Annotated in this window: 23 protein-coding genes; 22 read left to right on the top strand and 1 reads right to left on the bottom strand. The window is 42.2% G+C overall.

The window, feature by feature from the left end; genetic code table 11:
* Positions 1 to 12: 12 nt before the first annotated feature.
* A complete protein-coding gene (locus CH352_RS15985; protein WP_100707860.1) occupies positions 13 to 1,287 on the bottom strand; it encodes a hypothetical protein in 1,275 nt (424 codons plus the stop codon).
* A 423-nt stretch (positions 1,288 to 1,710) separates the two neighbouring features.
* Between CH352_RS15985 and CH352_RS15980 the strand changes: the two genes are divergently transcribed.
* From CH352_RS15980 to CH352_RS15875, 22 genes are all read left to right on the top strand, one after another.
* Positions 1,711 to 2,145 carry a PilZ domain-containing protein gene (locus tag CH352_RS15980; RefSeq protein WP_243396421.1) on the top strand — a complete coding sequence of 145 codons (435 nt, stop codon included), beginning with the start codon at positions 1,711 to 1,713 and terminating at the stop codon, positions 2,143 to 2,145.
* A gap of 45 nt (positions 2,146 to 2,190) precedes the next feature.
* Positions 2,191 to 3,372 carry an MFS transporter gene (locus CH352_RS15975; RefSeq protein WP_100707972.1) on the top strand — a complete coding sequence of 394 codons (1,182 nt, stop codon included), beginning with the start codon at positions 2,191 to 2,193 and terminating at the stop codon, positions 3,370 to 3,372.
* A gap of 40 nt (positions 3,373 to 3,412) precedes the next feature.
* Positions 3,413 to 4,297: a 4-hydroxy-tetrahydrodipicolinate synthase gene (gene dapA, locus CH352_RS15970; protein ID WP_100707859.1), complete on the top strand. Its 885-nt coding sequence runs from the start codon at positions 3,413 to 3,415 to the stop codon at positions 4,295 to 4,297.
* A 10-nt stretch (positions 4,298 to 4,307) separates the two neighbouring features.
* Entirely contained in the window at positions 4,308 to 5,114 is an 807-nt protein-coding gene (dapB, locus tag CH352_RS15965; protein ID WP_100707858.1) for a 4-hydroxy-tetrahydrodipicolinate reductase, read from the top strand.
* Positions 5,115 to 5,125: 11 nt separating this feature from the next.
* Positions 5,126 to 5,965: a diadenylate cyclase CdaA gene (gene cdaA / locus CH352_RS15960; protein WP_100707857.1), complete on the top strand. Its 840-nt coding sequence runs from the start codon at positions 5,126 to 5,128 to the stop codon at positions 5,963 to 5,965.
* Positions 5,958 to 7,022 carry a YbbR-like domain-containing protein gene (locus CH352_RS15955; RefSeq protein ID WP_100707856.1) on the top strand — a complete coding sequence of 355 codons (1,065 nt, stop codon included), beginning with the start codon at positions 5,958 to 5,960 and terminating at the stop codon, positions 7,020 to 7,022. Before cdaA ends, CH352_RS15955 begins: the two co-directional genes overlap by 8 nt.
* Positions 7,019 to 7,399 (top strand): holo-ACP synthase, encoded by a 381-nt coding sequence (gene acpS / locus CH352_RS15950; RefSeq protein WP_100707855.1) that lies wholly within the window; start codon positions 7,019 to 7,021, stop codon positions 7,397 to 7,399. Before CH352_RS15955 ends, acpS begins: the two co-directional genes overlap by 4 nt.
* Positions 7,400 to 7,404: 5 nt before the next feature.
* Positions 7,405 to 7,626: a tetratricopeptide repeat protein gene (locus CH352_RS15945; RefSeq protein ID WP_008592471.1), complete on the top strand. Its 222-nt coding sequence runs from the start codon at positions 7,405 to 7,407 to the stop codon at positions 7,624 to 7,626.
* A gap of 9 nt (positions 7,627 to 7,635) precedes the next feature.
* Positions 7,636 to 8,019, top strand: a complete 384-nt coding sequence (locus tag CH352_RS15940; protein WP_100707854.1) for a bactofilin family protein — start codon at positions 7,636 to 7,638, stop codon at positions 8,017 to 8,019.
* A 22-nt stretch (positions 8,020 to 8,041) separates the two neighbouring features.
* Complete coding sequence (locus tag CH352_RS15935; RefSeq protein ID WP_207766717.1) at positions 8,042 to 8,302, top strand: hypothetical protein; 261 nt, start codon at positions 8,042 to 8,044, stop codon at positions 8,300 to 8,302.
* Positions 8,303 to 8,309: 7 nt separating this feature from the next.
* A complete protein-coding gene (gene rpsB, locus CH352_RS15930) occupies positions 8,310 to 9,215 on the top strand; it encodes a 30S ribosomal protein S2 (RefSeq protein ID WP_100707852.1) in 906 nt (301 codons plus the stop codon).
* A gap of 11 nt (positions 9,216 to 9,226) precedes the next feature.
* Positions 9,227 to 9,826, top strand: a complete 600-nt coding sequence (gene tsf, locus CH352_RS15925; protein WP_100707851.1) for a translation elongation factor Ts — start codon at positions 9,227 to 9,229, stop codon at positions 9,824 to 9,826.
* Between the two features lie 3 nt (positions 9,827 to 9,829).
* Positions 9,830 to 10,582: a UMP kinase gene (gene pyrH, locus CH352_RS15920; protein ID WP_008592152.1), complete on the top strand. Its 753-nt coding sequence runs from the start codon at positions 9,830 to 9,832 to the stop codon at positions 10,580 to 10,582.
* Complete coding sequence (gene frr, locus CH352_RS15915) at positions 10,572 to 11,126, top strand: ribosome recycling factor (protein WP_100707850.1); 555 nt, start codon at positions 10,572 to 10,574, stop codon at positions 11,124 to 11,126. The genes pyrH and frr overlap by 11 nt, the downstream gene beginning before the upstream one ends.
* Positions 11,127 to 11,128: 2 nt before the next feature.
* Positions 11,129 to 11,854, top strand: coding sequence for an isoprenyl transferase (locus CH352_RS15910; RefSeq protein WP_100707849.1), 726 nt, complete (start codon positions 11,129 to 11,131; stop codon positions 11,852 to 11,854).
* On the top strand, positions 11,847 to 12,761 hold the full coding sequence (locus tag CH352_RS15905; RefSeq protein ID WP_100707848.1) for a phosphatidate cytidylyltransferase: 915 nt from the start codon (positions 11,847 to 11,849) through the stop codon (positions 12,759 to 12,761). The genes CH352_RS15910 and CH352_RS15905 overlap by 8 nt, the downstream gene beginning before the upstream one ends.
* A gap of 8 nt (positions 12,762 to 12,769) precedes the next feature.
* Positions 12,770 to 13,939 (top strand): 1-deoxy-D-xylulose-5-phosphate reductoisomerase, encoded by a 1,170-nt coding sequence (dxr, locus tag CH352_RS15900; protein ID WP_100707847.1) that lies wholly within the window; start codon positions 12,770 to 12,772, stop codon positions 13,937 to 13,939.
* Entirely contained in the window at positions 13,933 to 15,624 is a 1,692-nt protein-coding gene (locus tag CH352_RS15895) for a site-2 protease family protein (RefSeq protein WP_100707846.1), read from the top strand. The genes dxr and CH352_RS15895 overlap by 7 nt, the downstream gene beginning before the upstream one ends.
* Positions 15,625 to 15,633: 9 nt before the next feature.
* The gene (locus CH352_RS15890) at positions 15,634 to 17,370 is read left to right on the top strand and encodes a proline--tRNA ligase (protein WP_100707845.1); all 1,737 of its coding nucleotides are present in this window, start codon (positions 15,634 to 15,636) and stop codon (positions 17,368 to 17,370) included.
* 17 nt (positions 17,371 to 17,387) lie between these two features.
* Positions 17,388 to 18,602 (top strand): tryptophan synthase subunit beta, encoded by a 1,215-nt coding sequence (trpB, locus tag CH352_RS15885; RefSeq protein ID WP_100707844.1) that lies wholly within the window; start codon positions 17,388 to 17,390, stop codon positions 18,600 to 18,602.
* On the top strand, positions 18,599 to 19,405 hold the full coding sequence (gene trpA / locus CH352_RS15880; protein ID WP_100707843.1) for a tryptophan synthase subunit alpha: 807 nt from the start codon (positions 18,599 to 18,601) through the stop codon (positions 19,403 to 19,405). Before trpB ends, trpA begins: the two co-directional genes overlap by 4 nt.
* A gap of 95 nt (positions 19,406 to 19,500) precedes the next feature.
* Positions 19,501 to 21,828 carry an adenylate/guanylate cyclase domain-containing protein gene (locus CH352_RS15875; RefSeq protein WP_100707842.1) on the top strand — a complete coding sequence of 776 codons (2,328 nt, stop codon included), beginning with the start codon at positions 19,501 to 19,503 and terminating at the stop codon, positions 21,826 to 21,828.
* The last annotated feature ends 2 nt before the right edge of the window (positions 21,829 to 21,830 follow it).

Below are 21,830 nucleotides of genomic sequence, written 5' to 3'. Positions count from 1 at the left end.
CACTTCGAAATATTAAACGAAAATTCCGATGACCCAAGAAATAAACTGACCGAACAAAGTGTCTGTCAGGAATTTTTTCAAGTCAACCGGATTACGATTTAAAGAATCATAGTACCAAGCGGTGTATTCGCTTACTTGCGGAATAGAATAACCGTATTTGGAATTGATCGCTTTGATCAGCTCGTTCGCGAAAACCGAGTGGCCGTACATATTCGGATGTACTCCGTCCAAGCCAAAAATACCAGGTTGGCCAGGAAGAGGCCAGTTAGCTTTTGCATAACCTGGGCTATAACCGGAAGGACTTTTGATCAATCGACCATTCTCTTTCAAATCGTCAAAAAGAACTTTAAGATCTGCTAATGCAAATCCCATCGCCACAGCTTGAGCTTTCACTTCGTTGTTTATGGAAGTTAAGAAATTCGTAATGGTGGCAACCTCATTCTTATCTAAAACTTGAGAAGGATCAGAAACCGAAGATCGGAAGAATGCTTTCAAACCGGAATAGTTTACTCTTCCCTGAGGATCATTATAGTTTTCTAAAAACGCGATAGAAGTTACGTTCGGAACGGTAAACAGAACTCCACCTTTGATGGAACCGATCGCAGCCATTTTAGACATGGTAGAACGGATATCCCGCAAAAATCTTGCTTGGTCCAAACAATCTGTGGAAGTGCTTAATGCAGTACAAAGGACATGGTTCGCAGCTGCGGTTCCGAACAAGAAACTAGGTTTCACTGCCTGCATTACTTGCATTTGGGTTCCGGAACTTCTTAAACCGAATTGGTGGAATTTATCCGGAGATTGGCAATCTGGAACTTGCACCCAGCGATAAGTATACCAGTACCAAGTTTCCCAATACCATTGTTTGGCCCAAGTAGTTGCATTAATATTCTCACACTGACCGGAGGTTTGTAAAACCGTAGTGTAATCCGCGCCGGTGATCCCTGCATGTGTTGGAAGTCCAACAGTAGATCCGTTTCCACCAATGATGGAAGCAGCGATGCAGAATACCCCGCAATCACCTTTAAGCACATCTTCGAAATTTAAGTACGGTCCTTTGAGAACGTTATACGAAACGTTGGAACCAGCTTGTTTTGAGACTAAAACAGGATAAGCCCAGTTTTGAGTTTTCTCTTCTACCGTTGCGCCATAAAAACCCTGGCTTAAGGAGTCACCAATTACTCCGGGTCTGGAAAACATTTGCGCTTGGCTTTGTGCCGAAAGCGTGGAAGCTCCCATGATTAGGAAAGTCCCGCTTAGGATTTTCCAAAAGTTTCGAATGTTCATTTTTAAATTAACTCCACTCTCTATTGAAGGAGATTTCTATATTCTCTTCGAGCCAAAGCATGGATGCTGGAATTTCGAAGTCACTCCAATTATATTTCGCTTATAAAATAATTTTTCCTATATTGAACATTTGTAATATTACAATATGGAATTTTAAAATGAACACTGTTAGAACAGAACGTTTGATATATAATTAAATTTTTATAATATACTTTTTTATCCCTCGAATGAGTGGATATGTCACGGGGGGTGACTTAGAAAACAGTGTTCGTTTGTTACTTGATGGATTGGTTTGTGCGCGGTCGTCTATTTTGAATTGAGTAAGTGATTTGGGCCAAATTCGTTCCCTAAGTGTTACTGGAACATCCGCTTTATTCAATTAAATGGAAATAAATTATTAATCGAGTATGACTTAATCAGGGCTTGAGAGAAAATCTTGGGTTGGTTTTTTTCTTTTTAAAAGTCTTATACTTACGACAAAGGTTGGGTAGAGAAAAAATGGAACGCAGGAGAGCGCCTCGGTATTCTTCCGAAGAATTATGTAAATTTGAAGTGCATGCCAATATAGAAGATCTGGCGTTTAATGGATTTGTATTTGATATTTCCGAAGTAGGAGTAGGGTTGATCGGTCCGATAAATGACGAACATAAAATCGCTTTAGGGTCTCATCTAAAGGGTTACATTCAGAGTCCTGACCGAAGTAATCGGATACTTTTCGAAGGTACTATAGTTAGAAAGGACTTTATTACCTATGAAGATCAAGATTACCTTATTTTGGGCATTAATTTTTCGGTTAGAATTCCTATGCCAGGCTATATTACTAAATTGGCAATATCGATAGATAAAGCTTTCTTCTAGGAAAACGGCTTGCCTGGGGAGTTGATTTTTCTCAATCTTCTTCCCGTGATTCTTTTTTACTATCTTTCTTCTATTTTGGGCTTACTCGCGGGTAATATGTTCAATTATACCGCCATTATTCTTTCCCAAAGCATTTCCAATTCGGATACTTTTTCTGGGTGGGTCTTCTTCTTTATATGTTTTCCTCTTCTGTTTTTAAGTTTCACCGCAGGTAGATTATTAGATAAATATTCCAGGAAATGGCTTCTTGCAGCAGCTCAAATTTCTATGGCCTGTGGTTCCGGATTTGCTGCTTTGGCATTGCATTTGGAATGGATCTCTCCTGGAAAACCGTATCTTCTTCTAGTATCCTCAGTCCTTTCCGGGATAGGACTCTCTTTTGTGATGCCTGGGAGATTTGCGATACTAGGAGATCTATTAGAACATTCTAAAATAGGAAAACATAGTGTTTGGCTAAACACTCTTGTTCTTTTTGGCTATGGTCTTGCTCCTTTAGTAGCCGGATATTTTAAGGAATATTTTTCCTTTAAATATGTTTTTATGAGCATAGGCTCCGCTTATGTTCTGAGCGTTTTCTTTTTGGTATTGATCCCGGTACAGATGAGGGAAAGAAGCCAAACTTCTTCCGGTCCAGGGATCTCTGAGTTAGTTGAGTATTTAAAAAATTCTCCGTTAGTATCTCAGTTCTTATTACTAATGGGCGCCGTGGTTCTGTTAGTCGGTCCAGTTCAGGTCCTTCTTCCTAAATACGCCAAGGAAATTTTAGGTCTAAGCGAAGGGCAAAGAGGAGCCATACTTTCCGCTTTAGGGGTTGGGCTTGTAATCGGGGGAGGAGTTACATTTCTTCTTCATGGTTTAAAGAAGAAGGGGCATATTCTTTTCGGATCCGCTCTCTTCAGTTGTTTTTTGTTCTCACTTATTCCGTTTCTTGCGGAAAGTTTGGTGCTAACTTCCATTTGTTTTTTCGTGTTTGGGTTTATGACCGGAGTGATCATCACTCTGATCCCGGCGGGGATCCAGCAAAATACTGAAAATCATATCAGAGGAAGGATACTTTCTCTCTATAGCCTGGTCTTTCTTTTGGTGCCTGCATTTTCCGGAATTTTATCCGGATTTTTCTCCGATCGGATCGGAATTCCTTCTACATTCGTTTGGTCAGGTTTTTTGGAAATGGGCGTATTAATCTACCTCAGTTGGAGAATGGACCAAGTACGGAATCATTATTAAACGGTTGCCAAATCGCCCAGGGATCAGGAATTTATATATTATGTTTCAAGGCGTATTTACTGCCATTATTACCCCATTCCGGAACGGGAAAATAGACTATGATTCCTATTTTTCTCTTTTGGATAAACAGATCCAAGCGAGGGTAAGCGGTGTGGTGCCATGCGGTACCACTGGCGAATCTCCTACACTTTCTCATGAAGAACACGCGGAACTGATCCGCGAAACCGTGAAACATGTCAAAAAGCGGGTTTTGGTCGTGGCAGGAACCGGTTCCAATTCTACTAGAGAGGCGGTGGAACTGACCGAGGCAGCTTGCAAAGACGGAGTGGACGGGATACTACAAGTCAATCCGTATTATAATAAACCAACTCAAGAAGGTTTGTACCTTCATTTTAAAGAGATCGCGGATCATTCTTCTGTGCCTGTGATGTTGTACAATATTCCGGGTAGGACTTCCGTGAATTTATTGCCGGAAACTGTTCTTCGTCTTTCGGAACATCCAAAGATCAGATCCATGAAAGAAGCCACTGGAGATCTAGGACAAATGTCCAAATTGATCTCTCTTGTCGGAGACAAGATGACTGTTCTTTCCGGAGATGATAATCTGACCCTTCCTCTTCTTTCCTTAGGCGGAAAAGGTGTAGTTTCCGTTATCTCGAATCTATTCCCGGAAAGTTTAGTGAAGTTAGTTGAGTCCTTTCAAAAAGGGGACTTGAGCTCTGCGCAAAAGATCCATTATGATTTCGTAGAATTATTCGCGTTAGCATTTATAGAAACCAATCCTATTCCGATCAAAGCGGTAATGAGTTGGAATGGATTCTGTTCCGGTGAGATCCGTCTTCCTATGACATCTTTGAGTGCGGGCGCTGGAGCGGATCGTTTGAAAAAAACGGTTTCCGATCTGTTAGCAAAAGGTTATAAATAAGGAATTCGATTTGGCCCGCAAGAATCGTGTCGCAGTCATTGGTGCTTCTGGAAGAATGGGGAAGGCTATTATCCAAGTCCTTTCCCAATCTAAAGTTTCGGAACTTTCCGCTGCGGTAGTAAGTAAGGGTTCCGTTTATCTAGGTTTGGATTCCGGTTTACATTCCGGGCTCAAACAAAATGAAATTTTGTTTTCGGACGATCTTTCTAAATCCATTTCAGATTCGGATACTGTGATCGATTTTTCTATTAGAGAAATTTTGTCGGACGTTCTGTCTGCCTGTAAAGAATTCAAAAAACCTGTTGTGGTAGGAACGACAGGCATTACGGAAACTCATAAGGAATTATTAAAAGAAACTTCTAAAATGATCCCGATCGTGTATTCTCCAAATATGTCCATCGGGGTGAATCTTCTATTTAAACTGACTGAGATCGCCGCAAGAGTCATGGGAGATCTGGCCGATATCGAGATCCAAGACATCCATCATCGTCATAAAAAAGATGCTCCTTCCGGAACCGCAGAAAAACTGAAGGCCATACTTTTAGAAACTCTCTCCAGAACGGAGTCAAATGTTATACACGGCCGCCACGGAATTCTTCCGGAAAGAGATCCTAAAGAAATAGCGATCCATACTCTCAGAGCGGGAGAAGTGATCGGAGATCATACAGTCTATTTTTTCACTCCCGAAGAAAGAGTGGAAATTTCCCATAAGGCACAGGATAGAAAAACATTCGCAGTCGGTTCTGTAAAAGCCGCCGAATTTTTGATCGGAAGAGAAAAAGGCCTCTACGATATGTTTTCCGTATTAGGGTTATAAAGGTTCTTGGAATGGATTTTTTAAAAAACATCAGTTTATTCCAAAGTGATAAGTTCGGGATCGTTATGGTCCTGGATATTCTGATCGTTAGTTTTTTAATCTATCAATTCTATTCTACCATCCGTAGGACAAGAGGGGTCCAGCTTCTCTTGGGGATCGGCCTTATTTGGGTGCTTGGGATCTTTGCCCAAACATTGAATTTTGAACTTCTGGATTGGATCATAGACAATATCCGTCCTGCACTTGTGTTTGCGATCATCGTTCTACTCCAGCCGGAACTTCGTAAGATCACTGGCGATATGGCGAGGCTTCGATTGTTCCGTCCTTTTCTTTTAAAGACTGTAACTGATCTGGATGAGATCGTAGAGGCCGCCAAGATCATGGCCAAAAATAAGACGGGATCTTTGATTGCGATCGTCAGAGAGCATAGTCTCAAAGACATCGCGGAGCAAGCGGTTCAGTTGGATGCTATTCTCTCTACGAGTCTTCTTCTTACCATATTCAAAAAGAATACCGCGCTTCATGATGGAGCAGTCATCATAGAGCAGAACCGGATCGCATGTGCAGGTGCTTTTTTACCGATGGCCCAAAATTTAGACGATGCACGTATGGGCGCTAGACACAGAGCGGCGCTCGGGATCGCGGAAGAATCCGACGCTGTAGTAGTGGTCACTTCGGAAGAAACAGGAGAAATTTCGGTCTGTCACGATGGGGAAATGATCCATCCGGTCAAACCGATCGAATTAAAAAATCTTTTAAATACTATCCTTCAGGAAAAGAAAGCAGGACCAGTAAATCCAAACTCCGACAAAAAGACCGAGTCTGAAGAAATAGGGGAGTCGAATGATTAAGGCTCTCTTAAACAACTGGCAGGCAAAATTAGGCTCCGTCATTCTTGCCACATTATTCTATATTAATTTACAAAATTCTAAAATTCTTGTAAGAGAAGTAAATATCAAGATAGAATACCCTAAACTTAGCGGTGGTCTCATTATCGCTAAAGGATCGGACACTACTTTTCCTGTTAAGGTGGAAGGTGTAAGAGATTATGTGAATTTCTACACTCCTTCCTTAAAGGCATATATTTCTCCTGCTGATCTTCATCCAGGAGAGAATATAGTAAATGTGGTCCGCTTTGGGGGCACAACTCCAGGTTTAAGAATTTCTAAAATCCCCGGAAAAGAAAAAGTTAAAATCATTATAGAATCAAACGTAAGTAGGACTCTTATAATAGAGCCTAAGCTTGTGGGAGATCCTCCTAAGGATTATATCAAATCTTCCCATTTCGTTTCTCCTACGAGCCTAGTTGTTGTAGGAAATCCTTCCGAGTTCGATAAGGTGGGAAGGTTAGTCAGTTTACCTTCTATCTCTTTGAAAGATAAGACTAAGACATTCACTCAAAAATTCAAGGTTCCGGATCTTCCTGCAGGTTTAAGATATAGAGACAATATAAAAGAAGTTTCAGTAACAGTGAATATCGTAGCTGATTCTTCCACTCCTGGAGAAAGTATAGTCTTAGGTGTTCCTGTAAAATGCCAGAACTTGGATAAAAATCTGGAAGCAGAGTTTTCAGAGCAGGAAGTTTCCGTAAAATTACAGTCCAAAACTCCATTAAGAAGTATCCAGATCATCAAAGGTCTAAATGCAAGTGTGGTATGTTCTCATAAATACGATCCTAAAACCAAAAAGATCCTTCCGGATAGTAAACCTGTGGTCGCAAAAATCCGTTTGGAAAAAGCACCTAGTTTAAAATCGGTAGAGATCCAGGGAGTTTTCCCAGATCGAATTTCCATCCTGTACAGAGTCCGTCCAGATATAGGTTCAGGTGGAACTGGAAGCGAGGATGGGGGAGATGGAAACTCGGATCCGGGCTCGGAAGAACCTCTGCCGGAGCCTGAGGAAGAATGAAGATCACCGTAGGGAATGATATCGTAGAAAATTCCAGGATCAGAGACTTACTCAATAAACACGGAGATCGATTTCTGAAAAGAGTATTTTCCGAAACTGAGATCGCGTATTGTTCGGGCAGAAAAGATCCAGTCCCTCATCTCAGCGGAAGATTTTGTGTAAAAGAAGCATTCATTAAGGCGATAGAACCCGGTCACAAAGTGATCCTTGATATGAGAGAAATCGAACTTTTCGGGAAAGATTTTGGAAAAAAAGAATTGGTACTTCACGGAAAATCCAAAGAATTGTTCATCGAGAAAGGCTATAGCGGTGTTTCCGTATCCATCAGCCATGCGGAAAATTATTCTACTGCAGTTGTCGTTCTCTATAAGGAGTGAGCTAAATGGTCACCGAGTCTTTTAAACAAACTCTCAAATTGTACGACGAGGGTCTCGCACTGTACAAGAATAGAAAGTTCAAGGAAGCTTGGGAACTATTCAAAAAAGCAGTAGAGATCACTCCGAACGACGGGCCTTCTAAAAAATATATAGGACGCTGCGAAGCATTTATCGCGAATCCTCCACCTGAAGATTGGGATGGGGTTTTCGAGATGAAAACGAAATAATCTGGTATCATGTCAAAAAAATCCGCAACCGCATCCAAACCAAGCCGCACAGTAACCGAATTCGGGACTATCTCCACTGTTTTAGGAAGAGGCACTCATTTCTCAGGTATTCTAAACTTCAAAAAACCTTTGGAGATCTCAGGTGAATTCCAAGGGGAAATAGAATCCGAAGGATTTCTATTAGTTAGCGAAGGAGCCAAGGTCAGAGCCAATATCAAGGCAGGAACTGTAATCGTTGGGGGAGAGATCACAGGAAACGTGATCGCTACCCAAAGATTGGAAATGCTTCCTAGCGGAAAGGTAAACGGAAACATCAAGACTGCCAAGCTGCAGATTGCTGATGGAGTGATCTTCGAAGGCAACTGTGAGATGATCCTTCCTAATAAGGATTGACCCTTCGGTCCGACCTGAAAAATTGGTATCTGCCAGCCCGAAACGACCTATGGACGGCGGAAAAGCGTCTAAAATCGCATTAGCCATCTTATTAGGAACCTTGGCCGGAGCCGTAGTCGGAGTAATCATCGACAACGTTTTTGGGGTCCATATCCTCTCCGTCTACCTCTTACAAGAACCGGTTCGGCTGGAACTTTACGTAATTAAAGTCGAAGCACAAGTTACCCCTGCAAGTCTCTTGGGACTTGTGGCGACATTGTTCTTCGTACTAAAAAAGGGGTAAACAACTCATGTCAGTAATTTCCATGAAAAACCTTCTGGAAACCGGAGTTCACTTCGGTCACCAGACAAGAAAATGGAATCCGAAAATGGCTCCCTATGTCTTCACAGCAAGAAACGGGATCCATATCATCGACCTTCAAAAAACCGTTCAAAAAGCGAAAGAAGCTTATGACGCGTTGAAGAAGATTACTTCCGAAGGAAAAAAAGTCCTATTCGTTGGAACTAAAAAACAAGCGAGAGGAGCGATCGAAAGAGAAGCACTCCGTTGTAGCATGTTCTTCATCAATAACCGCTGGCCGGGCGGACTTTTAACTAACTGGAATACAGTTAAAAAATCCATCGCTCGTTTGAAAAAACTAGAGGGAATGGAAACAGACAATACCTTCGAAAAAGAAGTAAAAACTAAAAAAGAAGTTTTATCTCTTCGTAGAGAGCTAGACAAACTCCGCAAAACTCTGGGCGGGATCAAGGACATGACTAGCATTCCTGAAATTCTTTTCGTGATCGATCCTAAGAAAGAAGAGATCGCAGTTAAAGAGGCCCGTAAACTTGGTCTAAAAATTTTCGCAGTAGTTGATACTAACTGTGATCCTGAATTGATCGACTATCCAATCCCAGGTAATGACGACGCGATCCGCGCGATCTCCTTATTCCTCGAAACCATGTCTAATGCGGTGATCGAAGGAACAGGTGGAGTTGTAGAACAACCTCGCTTCAGCGAAGATCTTGATTCAGAAGCACTTGCTTTGGAATACCAAGGTGAATACGACGAAAGTGGTAAGTTCATCATGGACGAGGATCCAGTCGGAGCTAAAAAAGAAGATCCTGCTGCTACTGCAGCGGCGGCTCCTGCTACTGAAGCTACTCCAGCTCCAGAAGCTTCCTCTACAATTGAAATCGATAAAGCCGAGTAAGAGGGAAGATCATGTCAGCATCTACTACCGACCTTATTAAGGAACTAAGAGACCGCACCGGTGCGGGATTGATGGATTGTAAAAAAGCTCTTCAAGAGAATAGTAACGATCTAGATAAATCTGCAGATTGGTTGCGTGAGAAAGGGATCGCAAAAGCTTCTAAAAAAGCAGGACGCGTGACCAAAGAAGGAAGAAACATTTCCTATATCCACGGAGACGGAAAGATCGGAGTTCTACTCGAGCTCAACTCTGAGACTGACTTCGTTGCACGTAACGAGGCTTTCGAAGCTTTAGGAAAAGAGATCTGTCTGCAAATCGCAGCCATGGCTCCACTATACGTAAGCGAAGAACAAGTTCCTGCAGAAGATATCGAGCGTGAAACTAAGGTTTTGGAAGCTCAATTAAAAGAAGAAGGTAAAAAACCGGAGCAGATCGAAAAGATCATTCCGGGAAAAATCAAAAAGTATTACTCTGAAGTATGCCTTTTGAACCAAGCCTTCATCAAGGATAACACTAAGACCGTTGACGATCTGGTTAAGGAATCCATCGCGAAATTCGGTGAGAATATCATCGTAGCTCGTTTTGCTCGTTTCCAGGTAGGCGGCGCTTAAACCTTGGCGGAAGAAACTTCTAAGTATAAGCGGATCTTAATAAAACTCTCCGGTGAGGCACTTGCCGGAGAGGGAGAGTTTGGGATTGATAGTAATAAAGCCCATTCTCTTGCAGAAGAGATCAAAGAAGTTCATTCTTTAGGAGTAGAGATTGCTCTGGTAGTCGGAGGGGGAAACCTGATCCGAGGAGCAAATCTCGCTAAGGTCGGAATGGACCAAGCCACCGCAGATTATATGGGGATGCTTGCTACCATCCAAAACGCATTGGCTCTTCAAGATGCTTGCGAGAAAAAAGGACTCTATACTAGAGTTCAATCAGCAATCGATATTCATTCAATCGCAGAAAGTTATATCCGCCGCAGAGCGGTCCGTCACTTGGAAAAGAAAAGGATCGTGATCTTTGCAGGTGGAATAGGTAACCCTTATTTTACTACGGATACTGCAGCAAGTTTAAGAGCTGTAGAAGTAGGATGCGAAGTAATCCTAAAAGCCACCAAGGTGGACGGGGTTTACGAAGCGGATCCTAAAAAAGATCCTAGTGCTAAAAGATATACTCATATCTCCTTTATGGAATCCATCAAACGTAGATTGAAAGTTATGGATTCTACTGCCCTCAGCCTCTGTATGGAAAACAATATGTCAATAATCGTATTTGACATTTTTAAGCGGGGCAATTTAAAAGATTTGGTTCTCGGGGACAAAAAAATAGGTACCCTGATTTCTAACTCGGAGGATATTCGGATCGATGGCGAATGAAGAAGTAATCAACGCAATGAAGTCCAAAATGGATAAAACCGTAGAACTCCTGAAAAAGGATTTCGCGGGAGTCCGGACGGGCAGGGCGAACCCTGCATTGATCGAAGATCTTAGAGTGGAATACTACGGAACTCCTACTCCAATCAATCAGTTGGGAAATATCTCCGCTCCTGAGCCTAGACTTTTGGTAGTTTCTCCTTATGATAAGGGAACTATGAAAGATATCGAGAAGGCAATCCAAGCTTCCGGACTAGGACTACAACCTACTAATGACGGGGTTGTAATTCGTATCATCATTCCAGAACTTACGGGCGAAAGACGTAAAGAATTGGCAAAAGTGGTAAAATCCAAATCGGAAGAGAAAAAGGTCGCTGTCAGAAACATCCGTCGTGATGCGATGGAAGATCTTAAAAAACATTCCGAAGGAATTTCCCAAGACGAATTGAAAACTCTGCAAGACCAGGTGCAAAAAATTACGGATTCTTATATTGATAAGGTTTCCGCAATTACCGCTGAAAAAGAGAAAGAAATCACTACGGTCTAAGCTTGGCTTCTTCCAAAAAAAAAATCCCCCGTCACGTGGCGGTCATCATGGACGGGAACGGAAGATGGGCGACATCTAAAGGACTTTCCAGATCCGAAGGACATAGGGCAGGAGCGGACGCAATAGATCGTCTCATGGACTCCAGTCTTTCTTTAGGTTTAGAAGTAGTCTCCCTATACGCATTCTCCACAGAAAACTGGAAACGTCCGATTACTGAGATCAGATCCATATTTAATCTGTTGGTAGAATTTATAGATTCTCGTTTGGATAAGATCAACGCCAGAGGGATCAGAATATTACATTCAGGTTCTAGGAAAAAGCTCAGCTCTTTGGTTTTATCTAAAATCGATCACGCCGCAGAGATCACCCGCAAAAACCGCAAATTAACAGTGAACTTCTGTTTAAATTACGGGTCTCAAGAAGAGATTTTAAATGCGTTTTCCAGATTAGTGGAAGAAAGAAAGAAGAAGTCCATCTCGATCCAAAAACCGATCAGCACGAAAGAACTCGAAAAATATTTGTATACGTACCCCCTTCCGGCAGTAGATTTATTGATTAGAACCGCTGGGGAGAGGAGATTATCCAATTTCCTTCTATGGCAATCCGCTTATGCGGAGCTTTTTTTTACTGAAAATCTTTGGCCTGATTTCGGAGACAAGGATCTGAGAGAAGCGCTAGATTGGTTCGGAAGAAGGACCCGAAAATTCGGAGGTTTAGAGAATGGGTGAAACTACAAAAAGGATCCTTTCGGCGGCTGTGCTCGTAGCCCTATACCTGTTCATGATCTTTTACAGGGATTTTTATTATCTACAGACTTTGGCGATACTTATAGTTGCAGGAACGATCGGTCTGACTGAATTTTATAGACTTTCCGACAGGGGCCAGGACGGAAGGCCTTTCAAAGGAACCGGGATATTCTTCTTTATTATAATATTATTAATTTATTATTTTAGATTTGTTGCTTCCCAAAATAAGTTCGAGCCTCCTATCTTCTTCCAGACACATTTCAAACTGTTTGTGCCTACTTTCGATGCGGTAACATTCTCCTTCGTATTACTTTTCCTGTTCAGTTTCCTTCTCCAAATCTTGAGAAGACCGCTAGATGGAGCAATCTTCTCGGTTAGTTCCACGATCTTAGGAGTGGTTTACGCAGCTCTTCCACTCGGACATTTACTTCTTCTTTTAGGAATGAATGAAGGGATCTACTATGTGTTCCTAGTTTCCGTTGCGACATTCCTCACCGATGTGGGAGGATATTTCGGTGGGCGTTGGTTTGGTAGAAATCCTGCAGGACTTGCGATCTCTCCTAAAAAAACCTGGGAAGGTTATGTTTCCGGGATCTTAGTTGCGATCGGTTCCGTATTCTTATTAAACTTTCTTTGGGAAAGAAGTACAGGTGTTGCGCCTTTAGTTTCTGGTGCGGAAGTATTTTTAGTTTCTTTGATTTTATCTTTGGTGGGGATCGTAGGGGACCTATTGGAGTCCGCCATGAAAAGGGACGCTAAGGTAAAAGACTCAGGGAATTTGATCCCAGGTCATGGTGGGATTTTGGATAGAGCCGACGCTTTACTTTTAACAGTTCCTATCCTTTATTTTTATCTGCAGATCAAGGTCGCCCTTGGATTTCCGGTCTAACTAACAATATGAAAAGAGGCGTCTCTATACTGGGTGCCTCCGGATCGGTAGGAGAGTCTACTCTCAAAATACTCCGCCAATTTCCGGAAGAGTTTCGGTTAGTTTCTTTTAGCGTACATTCCAATTTACAAAAAGCGGAATTGATCGCGAAGGAATTCCAACCGAATATTCTTTGTATTAGCTCCGACGCTGCAGACAGATCGATACTTGGAGATAAGATCGGAAATACAAAAGTATTGTACGGCCCCAAATGTTTAGAAGAGATCGTTTCAGCCCCCGAGATAGAAACAGTTGTCACCGCAGTTGTTGGTGCAAGCGGTATACGTCCTACTGTCGCAGCAATCCGTGCAGGTAAAAAAATAGGGATCGCAAATAAGGAAACCCTGGTAAGTTGCGGACCTTATATCAGAAGTTTATTACAAAATTCTAAATCATCTTTAGTTCCTGTAGACTCGGAACATAACGCATTATTCCAACTTTTAGAAAATATGAAGAAGGACTCACTCGAAAGAATAGTCCTGACCGCTTCCGGTGGACCTTTTCGTAAACTCCCAATAGAAGATCTTCCTAAGGTAACGATTGAGCAGGCATTAAAACATCCTACTTGGAATATGGGGCCTAAGATCACGATCGATTCTGCGGGAATGATCAATAAAGGTTTAGAAGTCATAGAGGCTCATTTCCTTTTCGGGTTCTCTTATGACAAGATAGGTGTCGTTATCCATCCTCAAAGTGTAGCTCACGGTCTTGTGGAAACAAAGGACGGGGCAAGTTTTGTGTATGCTTCCTATCCGGACATGATCTTTCCTGTCGCACATTCATTATATTATCCTAAAATAGTTCCTAAAGTTTTGAGAACTCATCCTGCTACTTCTTGGGGAACTCTGGAATTTTTAGAACCGGACATGGAAAGATATCCGGGTTTAGCTTTGGCATACGAGGCTGGGAGGGCAGGAGGAACCGCTCCTTCTATCTTTAATGCTTCTAACGAAGTAGCTGTGGAATTATTCTTACAAGGTAAAATTCTTTTTACAGAGATACCTTCTCTCATTCGAAATGTTTTGGAAAAGATCCCAAATTCATTCCCGAATGATCTGGAAGGATATGAAGAAGCCGATAGAAAGGCCAGAGAATTGGCCTTCTATTTCTCTAAAGATAAGGTAGTGCATTTATGTTAGCAGATATTTTTGGCATCGTATTCATGTTAGCCCTTTGTATTTTTATCCATGAGCTGGGCCATTTGATCATGGGTTGGGTCGTAGGTGTTAAGGCCAGGATCTTCTCCATCGGTTATGGAAAAGGGATTTGGAAAAAGAAAATCGGCGAGACCACTTTTCAAGTCACTGGAATTCCGTTAGGCGGTTATGTTCTGTTTAAGGGCGACGAAGGAGGGGCATTAAAAGGAGAGAAGGGAGAATTTTTATCTACTCCTCCTCTAAAAAGAATGATCCCTGTTTTCGGCGGGCCGCTATTCAATTTAATCCTCGGGTTTTTTATTATCTTCGGTTTGTATGCGATCGGTTATTCTCCCGCAGGAACTAAAATTTATATAGAACCTGCCGTGTATGAATATTCTTCGGGCTACCAAGCAGGCTTAAGAAGCGGAGACAAGATCGTATCCGTAAACGGAACCAAAACAGAATCCAAATATGAATTATTATCCGAACTAGGACTTGCTCGAGGAAAAGATATCCAACTCAAAGTCGAAAGAGAAGGCAAGGAGTTGGAGTTCCATTTTGCAGATCCTCAGATAGGAGTGGACTTCGCAGGAGAAAGACTCGTGCAAGTGGACTTCGGATACGGGACCACTCTAAGTCACTGGTTCTTGAAAAAACTTTCTTTTTTGGATCCGAATGGAGAAGCAGCGGAATATAGAAAACAAAGAGAAAGAAAGGCTGCATTAGATCCGAAACTTTCTCCGAGAGAACTCGCTCTGCAAGAAGCAAGGTTGAACAAAGAAGCGATCGAATCTAGAGCTTTAGATTATCTGAATGATGGGGACAGGATCTTGTCCGTAAACGGGATAGAAGTTCATACTGTTCCAGAATTACAGCGCACTCTCGGAAAATTCCAAAACGAAAAAGTGAAATTGGAAGTAGATCGTAAAACGTATCCACTTCTCAATCCTTGGACCCGTGAAAAAGCGGAAGTGGAAATGACACCTCTCGGTGCATTCGTTGTCGAATTAAAGGATGTTCGAGACAGAAAATATCCAGAGATCCCAATTAGCACAATCAGTCTCAGAAGTCATGATCCTGAAATTAAACTCAAACTTTTAAGTTTAAAGATGGATGGTAAGTCTTTTGCAGATCTGGAAGATTTTAAAAAGACAGTCCAGGCTCAAATCGGTAAAAGAGTTCAGTTGGAAGTGCAGGGTCAGGTCTGGGATGCAACGCTCGGATTCTACCAAATCGGTCTTTTAGGTTTCACCGCTAAGATGCATGTGAAAGAGGAAAGTATGGACCGAAAACTTTCCTTCGGAGAGGCATTTTTACAATCCGGTAAAGACGTTGGAAAAATGATCAGCGATAACCTGAGGGGACTCGGGATGATCTTTTCCGGAAGATTGAAGGTAAAAGATAGTGTTTCCGGTCCTGTCGGACTTGCCAAAGTTTCCGTGCAATTTTTAGAAGACGGTTTTTACTCTTACTTCCAGTTCGTGGCATTTATTTCGATCGCTTTAATGATAATGAATTTACTTCCGATTCCTGTGGCCGACGGTGGACATATCGTTTTTTTCACATACGAGGCGATCGCCGGTAGACCTTTGCCGATGGCTGTTCAAGAACAGGTTTTGAGATTAGGATTTTTCTTCCTTTTATCCTTAGGCCTCTATGTGACTTATCACGATTTCTTAAGATAATCGAGAGTCATGAGAGCATCCAAATATTTAGTACCTACAGAAAAAGAAAATCCTTCGGACGCGGTAGTCGCTTCCCACAGGCTGATGATACGCGCAGGTCTGGTCCGAAAATCAGGCTCCGGATTTTACTTTTTCCTACCATTAGGGTTACGTATCCTTAAAAAAATAGAGAACATAGTCCGTGAAGAAATGGACGCAACCGGTGCATTGGAATTCGAACTTCCGATCATGACTCCATCCGAATTTTGGGAACAATCAGGAAGATGGAGCGTAATGGGTCCTGAGATGCTCAGAGTCAAAGATCGTCATGACCAATGGTATGCACTTGGTCCCACTCATGAGGAATCTTTTTCTTATTTAATAAAACCTCTACTGAAATCATACAAGGATCTGCCGATCAATGTGTATCAGATCCATACCAAATTCCGAGACGAGATCCGTCCTAGATTCGGGGTGATCCGTTCCAGAGAGTTTATTATGAAAGATGCATATTCTTTCCATCTGGATGATACTTCTCTCGATGCTACTTATCAGGATATGAGAACTGCTTATCGCAAAATTTTCCAGCGATGCGGTTTGAAAACTATTCCAGTCCAAGCTGATTCGGGAACAATGGGCGGTTCCGCTTCCGAAGAATTTATGGTGGTTTCTCCTATCGGGGAAGAGACACTTCTTCTTTGCGGTTCTTGCGGTTATAATTCAAACAGCGAAAAAACTCCATTTATTGCAAAGGTCGAAGATTCTCCAAAGGGTCCTAAGGACAAAAAGGAAGTGGGGACGCCAGGCAAAAAGTCTATAGAAGATGTTGCTTCTTTCTTAAATGTTCGCCCTCAGGATACGATTAAGGCAGTCGCTTTCCAAAATGGAAAAGAAAAACTGTTGGTATTCCTACGTGGGGACTTAGAGCTGAATGAACACAAACTTAAGTCTTATTTAAAATGGTCCGACCTGGACATGCTCCCGGAAGCAGAATTAAGAAATTCTAATTTAGTTCCTGGATTTATCGGTCCTTCCGATGTCGGGGCCGGGTTTAAGGTAATTTTAGATTCTTCTATCCAAAAAGACGGAGCTTATGTGGTCGGTGGGGGAAAAGAGGATTTCCATATCCAAGGATATGTTCCTTCTTCCGAGATCAAGATCCAATACGAAACTGCTGATGTTGCTCTTGCAAGAGAAGGGGATCCTTGTCCTACTTGCGCAAAAACATTAAAAGCGGAGAAGGGAATAGAAGTAGGTCATATCTTCAAGCTCGGAGATAAATATACTAAATCTTTCCAGATCCAGGTGTTGGACCAACAAGGTAAGGCAAAAACTCTTACCATGGGATGTTACGGTATCGGTGTAAACCGTACTATGGCCACTGTTATTGAACAATGTAACGATGATAAAGGGATCTACTGGCCAATCAGTATTGCTCCTTTTGAGATCGGTCTTGTAACTCTCACTAAGGGAGAAGAGCAGGATGCAAAAGCATTAGAATTTTACGAAAATCTAAAGAACGAAGGTTTCGAGGTATTCTGGGATGAAAGAGACCTCGGGCCTGGATTTAAGTTCAAGGATTCTGAACTGATCGGTTTCCCGATCCGTATCACAGTTGGGAAAAAGTTTTTCGAATCAGGAGAAATTTCCATCTATAATCGTAAGTATGATAAGGATGAAACTTTCAAATTCACAGACTTCGATGATCTGAATACCAGAGTGGAAAACCTACGTCAGGAATTATACCAGGAGTTGTTGGGAGATTAATCCCTTCAAAAACTGTCATGGCTAAAGAACGCAGCTTCACTGAAAAAGAAGGATACTTCGGAGATTTTGGAGGAAGATATTCCCCTGAGATCCTAACCGAAGCGTTGATCGAGTTGGAAGAAACTTACAATAAACTCCGTAAGGATAAAAAGTTCCAAAAGGATCTGGAGTTTTATAGAAGGAATTATATCGGAAGACCTTCTCCTCTGACCTACGCAGAGAAGCTGACCAAGGCCTGGGGCGGAGCTAAAATCTGGCTAAAACGCGAGGATCTGAATCATACCGGCGCTCATAAGATCAATAATACGATCGGCCAAGCGCTTATTGCAAAGGCAATGGGCAAACGTAGGATCATTGCGGAAACCGGAGCAGGTCAACATGGCGTGGCAACTGCAACAGTTGGCGCATTATTCGAATTTGAAACCGCTATTTTCATGGGGGAAGAAGATCTTCGCCGCCAAAAGCTGAATGCGATCCGTATGCAGATGCTCGGCGCAAAAGTAATCGGAGTTTCTTCCGGAACTGCAACTTTAAAAGACGCTACTTCGGAAGCGATGAGAGATTGGGCATTAAATGTTTCTAATACTCATTATATAGTAGGTTCTGTGATCGGGCCTCATCCTTTTCCTACAATCGTCCGCGATTTCCAAAAAGTAGTGGGAGAAGAGTCCAAGAAGCAGTTTAAAAAAGAGAACGATAAGCTTCCTGATGCTGTGGTTGCATGTGTAGGCGGCGGTTCCAACGCTATGGGAATGTATTACGCATTTCTAAATGATAAAAAAGTAAAACTCTATGGAGTGGAAGCAGGGGGAAGGGGGACTTCTCCTGGAGAACATTCTGCCACAATGCTTTTCGGTAAGACCGGATTTTTACACGGGACCAAAACCTTAGTCATCCAGGACGATGGAGGTCAAGTAGTTCCTGCACATTCCGTTTCTGCCGGATTGGATTATCCAGGCGTGGGACCCGAACATGCTCATTTACATTCTACCGGAAGAGTAAAATACGAAACTGTTTCGGACCAGGGTGCCTTAGACGCATTCATGGAAGTTTGTAGGGTAGAAGGTATCATCCCTGCATTAGAAACTGCTCATGCTTTTCGATTTGCAAAGGATCTTGCGAAGGAACTAGGAAAGAAAAAAGATATTCTTATCTGTCTTTCAGGAAGAGGAGACAAGGACGTGGCAGAAGTAGCAAGACTTGTTGGTCTTTCTCAAGGAGATTTGATTTGAGCGCGATTAAGAGCGTTTTTTCAGATTCTAAAAGCGCATTCATTCCTTATATTTCTTTAGGAGATCCGAACTACGATCTCTGCGTAGATTGGGCGGATGCTTTGATCAGAGGTGGCGCCGATATTTTGGAACTTGGGATCCCATTCTCAGATCCTGTCGCTGACGGACCTGTGATCCAAAAAGCATTTAAACGTGCGCTTGCAAACCCGTTCTCTATGGATACAATTTTGGAAACAACGGAGAAGATACATTCTTTACATCCTCATATTCCTCTGGTGTATCTAACGTATTTTAATCCTATCTTTCATTACGGTTTTGAAAAGTTTGCAGAGAAGGCAAAAATCGCAGGTATCCAAGGTATGATCATCCCCGATCTTCCTTATGATACCCCTGAGACAGACGAATTATTCAAATCTCTGAAAAGAAGAGGAGTAGATCTGATCCATTTGGTAACTCCAGCTACTCCCCTAAATAGAATGAAAGCGATTAGAGACTTTGCTTCCGGATTTATCTACTACGTGACTTCTTACGGAGTAACCGGCGAAAGAAAATCCATCTCGTCCGATCTGGAAGACAGGATCAAAACCACTAAGGAAGTTTTTTCCCTTCCTGTGAGCGCAGGATTTGGGATCTCGGCTCCTGATCAGGCGAAAGAAATTTCCGGGTACGCGGACGGGATCATTATAGGTTCCGCAGTGCAAAGGATCATAGAAGAGAATGGTTCTAATCCGACTCTTTGCAGAAGAAAACTGGAAGAATACGCACAATCGATTTCCGGTTCTTTGAGAGGAAAAAACCGCTAAAATTCTTTTTCCTAGTCGATATTTTCTTTCCTGAACTGGGAAGAAAATTGACGAAACCGTCCCGGTAGAGAGAATCTTCCGGATCGGAGGAAAGAATGAGCGAGTCCAAACCAGCCCAGAAATTTACCGTAGTGGATATTATTTTCGGGGTAACAACGTCCCTCGGAATTCTGGCACATTTTTATTACGCGTTTTTTTCCGAAGCTGAGTATTCACTTCAACTTCTATTATTGGGCGCACTTCTTCTATTTTCTTCCTCTTACTTCTTCTATAAAACGATTACCAAGGTTTCCAAAAATCCTCAGTTAGTAGGAAGTCTTTGGTTAGCAATTATAGTATCCTTAGTTTGGTTCGATCTATACGTTGCGTTCACTCCTGTTTCCGAGTTAGAAGAAAGTTCCATCTCTTGGAGATTTAACGTTCTTCGTAATCAAACCGATGCAAGGGTGGAGAAGGAATCGGACAAAGGAGACTTGGAGCAGATCCAATTAAAGCCTCCTGAAAAAGCAAGAAGGGACATCAATATTATCGGGATCACCACTAAAACCTTGGACCAACTAGGCGGTGTATGGCCACTTCCTTGGAAATATTACGCAAAGATAATAGATAAATTCGCTACTTCTACCAACCATCTAATGTTCGACGTTTTCTTCCTGGATTATAAGCCGGGGCAAACAGATGAGATGGCTAAAGCTCTTTCCGGAAATCCAAGGGTTATGTTCGACTACCCTATGGAAACCAGTTTGGAATCCAAGAGCACAATTATCAATTTAGAGAAAAGAACTGAAATTCTTCGCAAGTTCAAATTGGAGAATGTAAAGGACGAGCAAACCGGCCTTTCTTGGTTAAAATTCCCTCAGGCTCCAATCGAACCGATCGGCGAAAAATCTTCCGGTTTAGGTTTTGCGAATATTAAAAAAGATGAATCCGGTCTGAACCGTAAAATGCCTATCGTTGCCAAGATCTTAGGTTCTGGTGCCGGTAGAGAAGACGAGTATTATCCTTCTATCGATCTTGTAATCGCTTGTAATTACTACGGAGTGGATGTTAAAAAAGATGTAGAAGTGGCCATGGGCGAATATGTGAAGATCAAAAATATTCCCCAAAAGAATATAAGCTATTTCGACCGTAAGACCTTAAAAATGGTCACAGAAGATGTCATGGCTAAGCCGAATGATACTCGTGAGATTACCATTCCGATAGACGAGTATGGTCAAATGGAGATCAACTTCCCTGGAGGATTATATTCTTATAATACTACCGAGTTCTTCGAAGTATCGGAAGGCTGGGATAACGAGACCGCTACCCAGGTGAATAATAATATCTTCTTAGTAGCTATGTTTTATGCTACGGGAAGAGGTGCCGCAAAAGATACTCACTTGTCTCCTTTTGGAGATATGTCCGGGATCGAACACCACGCTCATGCGATCAATACGATTCTGAACCAGGATTTTCTTTGGGACATGCCATTGGCGGGCAACTTCCTAATTTTCTTCTCCATGGCGTTTGTCGTGGGATTGATCCTGCCTAGAATGAAAACCTCTTGGGGATTTTTGTTCATCATCGGTATTGCACTTTTATACAGTGTTGTCACATTATATGATTTCTCTGAATTCAATATAGTTCACGTATTCCCATCCGTGATCGTAGAGCAGTTCTTCATATTCGTGGGGATCATCGTTTATAAGATCTTAACGGAAGAAGAGAACGTAAAATATATCCGCACAACATTCTCCAAATTCGTTTCCAAAGACGTTGTGGACGAACTTCTCAAAAATCCGGAAAATCTAAACTTGGGAGGATCCAAGAAGGACATTACCATTTTCTTCTCGGATATCCGCGGATTTACCACCATGTCTGAAAAAATGGGTCCGGAAGAACTGGTCCAATTCCTGAATCAGTATCTTTCGGAAATGACCGAGATCATTATCGAGTTCAAGGGAACGATTGATAAATACATGGGGGATGCGATCATGGCTTTCTGGGGGGCTCCGGTTCCTCTAGAAGACCATGCTTATTATGCCTGTGCGGCTTCTCTCGCTCAGATGAGACGACTCGCAGTCTTGAAGGAAGAATGGAAAGCAAGAGATCTTCCTGTGATGGACATCGGTATCGGATTAAATTCCGGACCGGCCGTCGTTGGAAATATGGGGAGTTCTCACCGGATGGACTATACTTGTATGGGAGATACCATTAACTTGGGATCTCGTCTGGAAGGATCCAACAAGGAATATGCCACAAATATTATTATTTCGGAATATACATACGAAAAGGTCAAGGACCGCATAATTGCCAGAGAATTAGATCTAGTCAAGGTAAAGGGTAAAACCAAGCCTGTCCGGATCTATGAACTGATCGACTTAGTGAACGAAGAAGACCTAAAACTTCTGAGAAAACCTTTGCATTCGGTAGAGCAGTCCTGATG

The sequence above is a fragment of the Leptospira hartskeerlii genome, from assembly GCF_002811475.1.
Lineage (GTDB): Bacteria > Spirochaetota > Leptospiria > Leptospirales > Leptospiraceae > Leptospira_B > Leptospira_B hartskeerlii.
The sequence above is the reverse complement of the archived record's forward strand: the minus strand, read 5'-3'. Positions and strand labels throughout refer to the sequence as shown.